Source organism: Quatrionicoccus australiensis, assembly GCF_020510525.1.
Classification (GTDB): Bacteria; Pseudomonadota; Gammaproteobacteria; order Burkholderiales; family Rhodocyclaceae; genus Azonexus; species Azonexus australiensis_B.
On record NZ_CP075188.1, the window covers coordinates 2,686,463 to 2,698,565 of the forward strand.

Annotated in this window: 8 protein-coding genes; 1 reads left to right on the plus strand and 7 read right to left on the minus strand. The window is 62.2% G+C overall.

The features are described from left to right. Positions 1-5: 5 nt before the first annotated feature. The 3 genes from KI612_RS12920 to rluD all read right to left on the minus strand — a co-directional run bounded on the left by KI612_RS12920 (position 6) and on the right by rluD (position 3,645). Entirely contained in the window at positions 6-1,733 is a 1,728-nt protein-coding gene (locus KI612_RS12920; protein WP_226440485.1) for a ShlB/FhaC/HecB family hemolysin secretion/activation protein, read from the minus strand. A 228-nt stretch (positions 1,734-1,961) separates the two neighbouring features. Beyond that, a complete protein-coding gene (pgeF, locus tag KI612_RS12925) occupies positions 1,962-2,696 on the minus strand; it encodes a peptidoglycan editing factor PgeF (RefSeq protein WP_226440486.1) in 735 nt (244 codons plus the stop codon). Beyond that, positions 2,689-3,645, minus strand: a complete 957-nt coding sequence (gene rluD, locus KI612_RS12930; protein WP_226440487.1) for a 23S rRNA pseudouridine(1911/1915/1917) synthase RluD — start codon at positions 3,643-3,645, stop codon at positions 2,689-2,691. The genes pgeF and rluD overlap by 8 nt, the downstream gene beginning before the upstream one ends. Here rluD and KI612_RS12935 point away from each other — a divergent pair. Next, positions 3,644-4,471 (plus strand): outer membrane protein assembly factor BamD, encoded by an 828-nt coding sequence (locus tag KI612_RS12935; protein WP_319002943.1) that lies wholly within the window; start codon positions 3,644-3,646, stop codon positions 4,469-4,471. The two genes, rluD and KI612_RS12935, sit on opposite strands and share 2 nt — an antisense overlap. A 74-nt stretch (positions 4,472-4,545) precedes the next feature. On the opposite strand, the gene KI612_RS12940 is transcribed toward KI612_RS12935, so the two are convergent. The 4 genes from KI612_RS12940 to KI612_RS12955 are packed head-to-tail and all read right to left on the minus strand — an operon-like array spanning position 4,546 to position 12,057. Next, complete coding sequence (locus KI612_RS12940) at positions 4,546-6,930, minus strand: serine/threonine protein kinase (protein ID WP_226440488.1); 2,385 nt, start codon at positions 6,928-6,930, stop codon at positions 4,546-4,548. Next, positions 6,927-7,352 carry a DUF3293 domain-containing protein gene (locus KI612_RS12945; protein ID WP_226440489.1) on the minus strand — a complete coding sequence of 142 codons (426 nt, stop codon included), beginning with the start codon at positions 7,350-7,352 and terminating at the stop codon, positions 6,927-6,929. The genes KI612_RS12940 and KI612_RS12945 overlap by 4 nt, the downstream gene beginning before the upstream one ends. Beyond that, positions 7,336-8,670 (minus strand): DNA recombination protein RmuC, encoded by a 1,335-nt coding sequence (locus KI612_RS12950; RefSeq protein ID WP_226440490.1) that lies wholly within the window; start codon positions 8,668-8,670, stop codon positions 7,336-7,338. The genes KI612_RS12945 and KI612_RS12950 overlap by 17 nt, the downstream gene beginning before the upstream one ends. Before the next feature lie 6 nt (positions 8,671-8,676). Then, a complete protein-coding gene (locus tag KI612_RS12955; protein ID WP_226440491.1) occupies positions 8,677-12,057 on the minus strand; it encodes a DUF748 domain-containing protein in 3,381 nt (1,126 codons plus the stop codon). Positions 12,058-12,103: the final 46 nt, after the last annotated feature.

Here is a 12,103-nt window from a genome sequence, read left to right on the forward strand (position 1 = left end):
TTTCCTTACAGCGAATACGACAGGCGCAGCCAGGCATGGGCTGCCTCGCGGGTTACGCCGGCAGGCATGGAGAGCGGCCGGCTGGCCGAGACTTCGAGGGAAAGATCCTTCCATTGCAGCGACACGCCGAGTGCGGCGCCGCTCAGACTGCCGCGCGGGCTGCCGTCGGCGATGCTGCTGACGCTGCCGAAGTCGTAGGCGACGAAGGCGCGGCCGGGAATCACGCGGCCGAACAGCGGCAGCCGGCAGGGCACCCCCAGTTCGTTGCGCCAGAAATAACCGTGGTCGCCGCTCAGCGAGCTATTGACGAAGCCACGCACCGAACCGTGGCCGCCGATCAGCATCTGCTGCGATCCGTATAGCGCGGTCAGGGCGTACTGGCCGGAGAACTGGCTGGACCAGGAGAATTCCTGATCGAACAGGCTGAAATTGCGCAGGTAGGAAAGATCGAGCGCCGTCTTTTTGAACTGCGCGTGCGGCGAGTCGCGATCGATATCCGCCGCATCCTCGAGCGCACCCAAGCCCTTGAGGCCCTGCGCATAGCCGAGCTGGCCACTCAGCATGCCGCCCAGCCAGGTGCCCGACGAGCGCAGGCCGAAGTCGAGGAAGGTCAGCTTGCGGCTGCTTACCGTCAGCAACTGCCTTTCCAGGTAATTCTTCGCCTCCTGCGTCGTCAGTTTCATCGAGAACGAGCTGCGCATCGACTGGTCCCGGTAGAGCACGCGGTCGAGGCCGATGCTGCTCGTCTCGGTGTTCCCTTCGCTGCGCAGCACGGCTCCGCTGGGCACGGTCAGCGCATTGAGATAGTCCGAACGGCTGGTGCTCAGGGTCAGCGACCAGTAACCGAAGGGCAGCCAGAACTCGAAGGCATCGTTCTGCGAATTGTGCCCGGCCTCGGCCTCCGACCAGGTCTTGCGGTGTGAATAGAGGAAACGCTCATTGAGGCCGAGCGGGTTGTCGAAGGACAAGGAAGCGGCGGCGCCGTGATTGCCGGTCGAACGCGTGCCCTGGTTGTCGTAGGACAGCAGCAGGTGCAAGGGAAAGGTCGGCGTATTGCGGACGACGACGATGCTGCTGCCCGGCTTGCTGCCCGGCTGGATGTCGAGTTGCGCGTTGTTCGAGGCAAGCCGGTTGATCTGGTCGATGCCCTGCTCAAGATCGCGCAGGTTCAACAACTCGCCAGGCGCCGCCGGAAACACCCCAGGGGGGAAAATCCGGCTGCCTTCGCCCTCGATGCGATAGCCCTCGATCGCGCCTTCGATGACCTGAATCTGCAGCACGCCGCTGCGCAGATCCTGTGCCGGCAGGTAGGCGCGGGCGGTGATCAGGCCGCGTTCAATGTAGGCGCGGGTCAGTTCGCTGAGGATGGCCTCGATCTCGCCGACGCCGAGGCAGCGCTCGACGAAGGGGCGCGTCTTGCTCGCGACCAGTTCCGGCGCCAGGTGATCGGCCCCAGCGACGCGGATTTCGGTGATTTGCCGGCAGGCGACGCCGAGTTCGGGCACCGCCACCTGCGGCCGCAAATTGCGCAAATCAGTGCCGTCCACCGCCGGTACCGCCTGGCGCGCCTTGTCGAGATCCTCGCGCAAGCGTTCCTGCTGCTGGCGCTGGATGGTTTCACTCTGGCGTGCCGCGGCATTGATATCGCCCGGCATTTGCGCCAGCCCGTTGCCAGCCAGGAGCAGCCCGGCCAGCAGCGCCCAAAAACGGCGCAGTTCCTGATTCTTCCTCACAACAAGCTCCCCTAGCCCGTCCGGCTTGCGCCGGATCACCCCGACCGGGACGGCAAAATGCCCCCGGTTACCAGCAATGGGCTCGAGTATCGACAGTCAGCGTTGAATTAGCGTTGACGGCGCGGGGCGCTCGGCCGGAGATCAGGCGGGGGTTGGAAGCAATGCTGAGAACAATGCGGCTGCCAAAACCCGGCACCGGGCACGTTGCCGCTTAACGAGAGCCGGGATTCAGGTCGGGGCGACGAGCCAGATCAGACTGGCCATGCGGCCGGTGACGCCGTCGCGGCGATAAGAAAAGAAGCTTTCCGGGGCGTTGACCGTACAGAAATTGCCGCCGCTGATCGAGGCGACGCCGGCCGCCTGCAGCCGCTGCCGGGCCAGCAGATAAATGTCAGCCAGCCATTTGCCCGCCGCATGCGGCTTGAAGGCCGCGGCGGCTAGCGGATCGTGCGCGAGAAAAGCGGCGCGCACCTCATCGCCGACCTCGAATGCATCCGGGCCGATCGCCGGTCCCAGCCAGGCGAGTATCTCACCAGCCGGAACCGCCATCGCAGCCAGGGTCGCTTCCAGCACGCCGGCCTGCAGGCCACGCCAGCCGGCATGCGCGGCGGCGACCACCGTGCCGGCCCGGTCACAGAACAGGACCGGCAGGCAATCGGCGGTCATCACGGCACAGACCGTCCCGGCCCGATGTGAAAAGGACGCATCCGCCGTCGGCAAATTTGCCGTTTGTGCGGCGTCGACCGTGTGGACTCCGTGCACCTGCTGCAACCAGCACGGTTCGGCCGGCAAATGCCGGCGCAACTCGGCCCGATTGGCCGCGACGCGCGACGCATCGTCGCCGACGTGATCACCAAGATTGAAGCTATCCCACGGCGCCGGGCTGAATCCGCCGCGCCGCGTTGTCTGCACCGCCCGGACATTGGCCGGGGCCGGCCAGTCCGGGACCAGCAGGTCAGCCATAGCGCAAGGTATCGAGCAGGTTGCGCATGTCTTCCGGCATCGGCACCTCCCACTGGACTTTCAGGCTGCTCACCGGGTGCACCAGACCAAGCCGCGTCGCATGCAAGGCCTGACGATGAAAGGCCGGCAGCAGCGGATTGTTCTTGCCATAGACCTGGTCACCGACCAGCGGATGATTGATCGACGCCATGTGCACGCGGATCTGGTGCGTCCGCCCGGTTTCCAGGGAACACTCGATGAAGGTGCAATAGGCAAAGTTTTCCATCACCCGGTACCAGGTCACGGCCGGCTTGCCACCGCGATTTTCCGGCACCACGGCCATCTTGATGCGCTGTACCGGATGCCGGCCGATCGGCGATTCGACGCCGCCATCCTTCTTCATCACACCCGCCGCGATTGCCTGGTAATGCCGATGGACGGTACGCGCCTGCAGCTGGCGCACCAGATCGGTCTGCGCTTCCAGGGTCTTGGCGACGACGAGCAGGCCGCTGGTTTCCTTGTCCAGACGGTGCACGATGCCGGCACGCGGAATCTGCTCGATGCCCGGTACATGATGCAGCAACGCGTTCATCAGCGTACCGCTCCAGTTGCCGCTGCCCGGATGCACGACGAGGCCGGCCGGCTTGTTGATGACGAGCAGGGTTTCATCCTCGTACACCACGTTGAGCGGGATGTCTTCCGGCTGCTCGGCCAGGCTGTGCGCATCGGTCGGTTCGACCAGCTCAAGCTTCTCGCCACCAAGCAGCTTGCGCTTGGGTTCGGTTTCAACCTTGCCGTCGACCTGCACGCAGGCGTCGCGGACCCAGCCCTGCAGACGGTTGCGGGAATGCTGCGGCAGGAGGTCGGCGAGGACCTGGTCGAGACGCCGGCCGTAGCTGGCATCAGGAACCGTCAGGCGGAGCGGTTCAGTTCGGCTATAATCGCCGGAGTTTTCCATAGGATCGTTCATGATGCGAAGTTTACCCGCATTCCAGTCTTTTCCCGCCCTCTTCCGTCTGGTGATGGCTTTTTTCCTTGCGGCCCTCGTCGCCGGTTGCGGCTCGATGGACCAGGGACCGGATGAAACCGCCAGCTGGTCGGCGAGCAAGCTTTATTCCGAAGCCAAGGACGCCCAGGCCGACAAGACCTGGGACAAGGCCGCCAAGTACCTGGAAAAGCTGGAGTCGCGCTTTCCTTATGGCCGCTATGCCCAGCAAGCCCAGCTTGAACTCGGTTACGTCTACTGGAAAGGCAATGAGCCGGGCTCGGCGCTGGCCGCCTGCGACCGCTTCATCAAGCTGCACCCGGGCCACCCGGCCGTCGACTACGTCTATTACCTGAAGGGCCTGATCAACTTCAATGACGATCTCGGCATTGCCGGTTACATCAGCACCCAGGACCCGACCGAGCGCGACCCCAAGGCTGCCCGCGAAGCTTTCGACTCCTTCCGCGAACTGGTCACGCGCTTCCCGAACAGCAAATACACGCCGGATGCCAGCAAGCGCCTGGATTACCTGGTCAACGCCATGGCCTCGCAGGAAGTTCACGTCGCCCGCTACTACGTCAAGCGCGGCGCCTACATCGCTGCCGCCAACCGTGCCCAGTTCGCGGTCAAGACCTACCCGCAGGCACCGGCGATTGAAGAAGCGATGTTCATCCTGGTCACCGCCTACGACAAGCTGGGCATGAACGATCTGCGTGATGATGCCGACCGCATCATGCGCAAGAACTTCCCGCAAAGCCGTTTCTACAAGGATGGCCTGGACCGCAAGGTCGCCTGGTGGCGACTCTGGTAAGCACCAGCGAGACAACATGAAAAAGGGGAAGCGCTGCTTCCCCTTCTTGTTTCTGGTGACCGCCTTTGCCCGTATCAGCTGCCCTGCTTGATGGCCAGCACTGCCTGATTGCGCAAGGTCCGCAGCAAGGACAACTCCTTTTCCGGAATTGAAATCCCGCCCGGCTCGTCGCGATCGGCGTAGATCAGCGCCACGGGTGCGCCCTTGATATTGAGGGGGAAAAGCACGAAGGAATGTGCGGGCACCGCCTTGCGGTACCAATCGGGAATACGCTCGGCGATTTTCGGGTCATTGATGTCGCTGATCAGGATATCGACGCCCTTCGAGGTCGCGGCATGGAAGATGTCCGGCGTAAAGCTGAGCGGAAAACGGAAAGCCTTGGCGACCTCGTTGGCCTCCGGCCCGAAACCGAAACGCCCCTGCATGCAGCCGGATTTGGCATCGCGGATGCACAGCACAACCCGCTTGAACCCCATCGCCCGGTACATGGTTTCGAGAATGATGCGCAGGATGTCGTTGAGTTTGAAACCATCGACCAGGGTATTGCTAATGTCCTGGATGCCGGCAGTCAGGATGTCCTGCGCATCGACCGTCAGCGAGCCGGTATCCTCCGGATCGCCGGTCGCCAGCGACGAATTGTCACGCAGGATGGTCTGCCCCATGAAATCCGAGCCATCCTGCCGGTCGACCGCTACGCTCTCCTGTCCGCCATGTCGGGCGAACAACTGCATCTGCTTGCCGAAGGTGGTCTGCTGCATGTTGAGATGGATGATGCGGGCGAACTCGGCCACCTCCTCGACGGCGCGTTGCACGGTCTGCTGCAACTCCTGCTGGTCAAGGGACATGACATCGGCGAAGCGCGCCATCGCCTTCTTCATTTCCCGGTCACGCGCTTCCGGCGTCGCCTGGGCGATGACGTCGCACAACTCGTTGGAAAAACCGGAGAGCACGCGCAGACGATCCTCCTGCGTCACCGGCTTTTTCACCTGACCACTCGGCAACTTGCGCAGCGTGCCGACAATCAGCGGCGGGAAGCCCCACTGACGGGCAATCGCAATCCCCATATCCTCGAAGGAGATCCCCAGCACCTGCGCGGCGGCGTTGTCTTCGCTGCAGTTTTTCTGGGCGATGACCCGGCGGATTTCATCGGACTCTTCGGGGAAGTAGAACTGCGACAGCAAACGCCCCAGGCTATGGAACAGCGAGCAGATGAAGGTTTGTTCCAGATCGCGCATCTGCGCCGCGGCACTAATGTCCTTGGCGAGGATGCCGGCCAGGTTGGCGCGCAGGAAATCTTCCTTCAACTGGTTGGCGTTGGCCTTGTTCTGCAGATGCTCGAACAACAGCACGGTGATCGCGATATTGCGAACCGCCTCGAAGCCGAGCACGATCACGGCGCGCGACACGGTGCTGATGCTGCCGCCGCCGGCCGGGCGGAAATAGGCCGAATTGACCAGGCGCAGCAGCTTGTTGGTCAGCGCAAAATCCTTGAGGATGGAATTGGACAGCTTGTTGATGCTCTCCGTCTCGCTGTTGGCGATCTTGTTGATCGCGCTGACCGACTCCGACAACGCCGGAAAATCGCTCTTGTGCCGCATGCGGCGGAGCAGGAAATCGATCGTCGACTGCTTGCCCTCGCCACTTGCCGCAGCGTCCTCCTCGGGTGCCAGGTAATTGTCGAGCGCCTCGGCCAGTTGCGTTGCCGTCTGATAGCGGACTTGCGGATCGCGCGCCAGTGCCTTGTACAAAATGCTGCCCAGACGCTCATCGACCGTTACGCTGCCGGGCAGACGCTGGTCTTCGCTGGCGATGCGATGCATCACCTGATAAATGTTGCCGCCCTCGACGGCACGCCGTCCGGCCAGCATTTCAAACAGGATCAGGCCGGCCGCGAAGACGTCCGAGCGTTCGCTGATTTCGCGCTTCTCGATGTACTCCGGCGCCATGTAGGCCGGCGTGCCGGTGTATTCCTCCTTGCCTGCGTCCGGCGCATCGACCCGTGCCGCGATCCCGAAATCCATGACCCGCGCCATGCCGTTCTCGTCGAGCAGGATATTCGACGGTTTCAGGTCACGGTGGATGATGCCCATGGCGTGCGCGTGCGCGACCGCATCGAGAATCGGCCGCAAAAGGGTGACCGCCTTGACCGGCGACAGCGCGCCGCTGTCGCGCAGGAATTCGGACAGGTTCTTGCCCGGCACGTACTCGAAGACCAGGTAGAGATCGCCGCCCTCTTCGCCCGCCTCGAAAATCGGCACGATATTCGGGTGGCGCAGCTTGCCGACCATGCGCGCCTCGTCGAGCAGGACGCGATTCTGCGCCGGATCGGAACGACCGAAATGCAGCGTCTTGATCGCAATCTCGCGCTGCAGCTGCGGATCGAAGCCGAGATAGACCGTGCTCTGGGCACCGCGCCCGAGCTCGCCACGCACCTCGAAACGACCGATACGCCGGGTCATTCTGTCTCGATCCAGAGCAACTGCGCGACGCCATCGGCCGTACCGAAAACGATGGCATTCTGGCCGAAGTCCTCGGCCAGCGCGCAGGCATCCTCGGCGGCGATATCGGCGACGAAACAGCTTTCCTCGACCGGCCAGGCGGCATCATCGGCGACATTCTCGCCGGCATACGGCTCGTAATTGCCTTCGATCAGCTCGCATTCGAGTTCGGCCTGGCGTTCGGCATTTTGTGCCGCCGCAACCGGTTGACCGCCCGGATTGTGCGCCGTGATGATCGCGAACTCCGTGTAGCCGCAGGTTTCCAGCCAGCAACGCAGGGTTTCGCACGGTTGACCGATGCGCAGCTCGCAAATCCCACCCGGCAGGAATACACGGTAAGTCGTCGCCTTGTAGAGCGCTTCAAGTTCAGTCGTCTTCGCCATCCAGATCCACCACCCCGATCAATTGTTCTGATTCTGCCACCGGCAAGGCTTCCACATCCCTGAGCTTGCGCGTCAGTTGCCGCGTCCGCGTTTCTGCCTTGCTGATGCTGTTGCTCGCTTCGTCGAGCTTCTTCTTCGTATGCGCCAGCGCCTCGCCGAACTTGCCGAATTCCGTCTTGACCGCGCCGAGCACCGCCCAGACCTCAGCCGAGCGCTGTTCGATGGCGAGCGTGCGAAAGCCCATCTGCAGACTGTTGAGCATGGCCGCCAGCGTCGTCGGTCCGGTCAGACTAACCCGGAAATCGCGCTGCAGGGTTTCGGCCAGCCCCGGGCGGCGCAACGCCTCGGCATAAAGCCCCTCAAGCGGCAGGTAAAGCAGCGCAAAATCCGTCGTGTGCGGCGGCGCCACGTATTTTTCGTGAATGCTCTTTGCCTCCGCCTTCAGGCGCAGCTCGATCGCCCGCGCCGCTTCTTCGACCGCCAGCGGCTCGCCGCGTTCCTGCGCATCGAGCAGACGCTGGTAATCCTCGATCGGATACTTGGCGTCGATCGGCAACCAGACCACGGCGCCATCGCCGCGCCCAGGCAGGCGGATGGCGAAATCGACGCGCTCGTTGCTGCCCGGCCGGGTCGCGACATTGGCGGCAAACTGCTCGGCGGTCAGCAATTGTTCGAGCAAGGCAGCCAGCTGCACTTCACCCCAGGTGCCGCGGCTCTTGACGTTGGTCAGCACGCGCTTCAGATCGCCGACGCCGGCCGCCAGGCTCTGCATTTCGCCGAGGCCGCGATGCACCTGTTCGAGACGCTCGCTGACCAGCTTGAAGGATTCGCCGAGACGCTGCTCGAGCGTCGCGTGCAGCTTTTCATCGACGGTGCGGCGCATTTCCTCGAGCTTGGCCGCATTGTCGGCCTGGATAGCGGTCAACCGTCCTTCAACGGCCATTTTCAGGCGCTCGAAACGCTCGTCCAGCCCCAGCGAAAAGCGGTTCAGCTCGCGCGCAAAGCCTTCCAGGCGCTCAGCCTGGGCGCTGCCGAACTGGCTGACCTGGGTGCCCAGCGCCTGACCAAGCAGGGTCGAGGATTGCGCCCTTTCCTCGCGATCACGGAATGCCTCTTCGGCATCCTCGCGCCGCCCCCTCGCCAGCTCTTCGCGCAACTCGCGCTCGAGCCGGGCCATACCCTTTTCCTGGCTTTCGCGCAGCTCACGCAAACGCAACTCGTCATCCGGGCGCCGATTGCCGCGCAACAGCAGTGCCACCTGCAACAGGATAACGACGGCCACGCCAACCAGCATGGCCGGGCCGAACAACTCGGTCATGAGCACTCAGCGCAGCGAGAAATCGACACGATTGGCCTTGCCCTTTTCATCGGCTACCGTCTTCGGTGGCAGCAGGAAGATGCGCTCGACCGGTACCTTGCCGTTGTCGACCAGCCAAGCCTGCACCGCTTCGGCACGCCGCGCGGCGAGCGCCTTGATATCCTCATCGGTGGCCGGCAGGTTGGTCAGCATCAGCTTTTCCATTTCCTCGACCGGCAGATCCTTCTGCAAACCGACCATGTTGCGCGGCTTCGGGAACTTGGCTTCCTTGTAGGCGCGCGTCAGGTAGGTCGGATATTCAGCCGCACTGATCTCGATGTTGTCCAGCGATTCGCCCTCACCCTTCTTCTTCAGCGTGTCCTTGGCTTTCTCGGCCTTCATCGCGCGCTCGATGGCGACGCGCTTGATGCCTTCCTTGTCGGCTTCAGGATCGGCACGACCGGTGATTTCGAGCTTCAGCGCGGCGCGCTCGGTCAGCGCCTTGGACAAGGCTTCCAGTTTCTTGCCGGCGACTTCGTTGAGCGCAGCGCGGCCGGGTGCGAATTCGACATTGGAAAGTTCCTCGCCACCGCCGAACATTGAGCCAAGCAGCGCAAACGGCGAGGTCACGGCCTTGACGAAGAGATTGACGATGACCTTGACGACCAGACCGCCGACCGAGAATTGCGGGTCGTCGAGCGAGCCGGAAATCGGCAGATTGAGGTCGATCTCGCCACGATTGTTCTTCAACAGCGAAATGGCCAGATTGACCGGCAGCTTGGTCGCATCCGGACTATCGACCTTGTCGCCAAAGGTGAACTGGTCGATGAACAGCTTGTTGTCGGCATTGAGCTGGTTGTTTTCCAGCTTGTAGGCGAGGTTCAGCGACAGCTTGCCCTTCTCGATGTTGTAGCCGGCGTACTTGCCGGCATAGGGTGAGAAGGCAACCAGATCGACACCGGTGATGTCGGTCTTGATATCGAGATAGGACTTTGCCGCCAGCGGGTTCAGCTTGCCGACGATGCTGACCGGTGCCGAATTGGCGTAGCTGCCGCGCAGATCGAGGTCAGCCACGGTATCGGCAGCCGACGACAGGCCGGTGACGCGCCCGCCCAGCTTGGTGACATTGACCGTGTAATTGGGCTTGACGAAGAAATCCGAGAAATTGACCGTGCCGTTTTGCAAGGTGATCTTGGCAATCTTGATCGGCACCGGCGGCTTCACCGGTTCGACCGCCTTCACCTCGGCCGTCTTGTTCGCTGCCGTCGGCGCCGGCGCAGCGGCCTGTGTCGTGGCCGGCGTTTCGCCTTGCGGCTTCCTGACGATGTCCTGGACGTTGAGACGCCCGGCCTGGTTGAGGATCAGCTTGGAATAGAAATCTGCCAGGGCGATTTCGCCAACATTGATCGTCATCGGCTGCAGACGGAAATCGATGCCGCCCAGATAGAGAGATTTCCATTTCAGGAAATCGGCACTGTTTGCCTTGTCGACCGCCAGGAAATCCCCCAGCGTCACCGAGCCCTTGTAGCCGGCCTTGAAGGTGCCATCCTTCTCGATCAGGGCCGTTGCCTCGCCCTTGTTCGATACCTGGCCACGCGTCAGCGCAATGTTCAGGAACTGGCCGAAATAAGGCTCAAGCGGCATCACCGGGATGGCCTGCGTTTCGATCTTCAGGGCTGCATTGAGCGGCATGATCTGCAGGCTGCCATCAACCTTGAGGCTGCCCTTCTTGTTGATCTTGCCCTGCAGCGCCAGCTTGCCCTGCTTGTTCGGCTCGTTGCTCAGGTTTTCGCCATGCAGGCTGAAACCTTCGAGTTCCTGCACCGCCGCCGGACTGGTCGATTTGTCCTCGAAGCGGAAAGCAAGATCCTCGATATTGAGTTTGGCGACATTGCCAATCCAGGGCTTTTCATCTTTCGCCTTGGCATCGGTGGCACGAATCGTCTTCAGCACCGGCGAACTGACCCACTCGATCTGGCCTTCCTTGTTGCGCAGCATGCGGGCGCGCGTCTGCGAATTGGTCACTTCGGCAATATCGATGCGATGCGCACCGAGATCGACGCGCATGCCCTTGATCTGCATTTTCTCGACCCGGAAACGCTCGCCGAGATCGACCTGGTAACTGACATCGCTGATTTCGATCGGCTCGGCCAGCTTGCTGTCCAGTTTGCCGACCGCGACGTGCAGGTCGCGTACTTCGCCGGCCACCGGCGTCAGCTTGGAATCATCCTTCCAGCGCAGCAGGCCGTTGCTCAGTGCAAACTCGCCGAGCGACCACGTCAGTGCGCCGGCTGCCGGTGCCGGCTCGGCCGGTTTGGCTTCCGGCGCCTTGCCTGCCGGCTTGCTCAACTTGTCAGCCAGCATCAGGACATTCAGCTCGCCCTGGCGGTTGACCGACAGGCTGGCATCCAGCCCGTCGAGCGCCACCCGTTTGACAGCGAACTTGCGATTGATCAGGTCGGCGTTTTCCAGGTCGACATCGAGACGCTTCCAGCCGAGCAGCGGCTGGCCGTTACTCTCGGACAAGGCCAGGCCGGAGAGATGCGCGCTGCCGATGACACTGAGCGAAAACACCTGGTCAGTGACTTCCTTGAACACCACCTTCAGTTCGGAATCGAGCGTACCGGCGCCAAGACGCAGCGGCAGGTTCTCCGGCAAATAGGGCTGCAGGCCGGCCAGATCGAAGTGGTCGACATCGAGATCAAGCTCGCTTTCGTGGTTGCCGGCAAAAGGTTTGCTGCGCCCTTTCAGGGCAACTATCGAACCATTGATATTGGCCGAAAAGCTCGGCTCAACGAGGGCTTCGGCTTGATAGGGCAGGCTGGAAACAAAAGGCACGCCCAGATTCAGCTCACTGATCGTATGCACCTTGCCCTTGGGCTGGTCGTCGAACACGACCTTGCCGTCAGCGACCTGGATATTGTTCAGCGAAAAGCGCGGCGTTCCGGTATCCGGCTCGTCCTTGGGCTTCATCCACTCATCGAGCAGGTCGGAAATGTCGTAACGCCCGTCTGCGAGACGCGCCACGGCGACGCGCGGCCCCTGCAGACGAATCTCGTCGACGACGGCGGCAAACTTGAAAATCGATGCCGTCGACAGATTGACGAACAATTCGTCAAAGCCGAAGACTTCCTTGCCACCCTCGGCCTTGATCGCCAGGCCCTGCACCCGCGCCGACAGGGCAAAGGGATTGATGGATATTGTTTCGATACTGACATCGCGGTGCAATTCCTTGGCAAGCTGCGACAAAAGCACGGATTTCAGCAAGGGCGGCGCAGCAAAAAAGCCGAGCAGTCCGAAAACCACCACGCCAATGGCCGTCCATTTACCGAAGCGGCGGGCCTTGGGCGAGACAAGAACTTCCCTGGCGCGCGCCGCCGTCAATTTGTTATCAATTTGTTTCGTCATGGTAATCTTCCATCCGACGTTATTTCCTTCGAATTTAGCACATTGG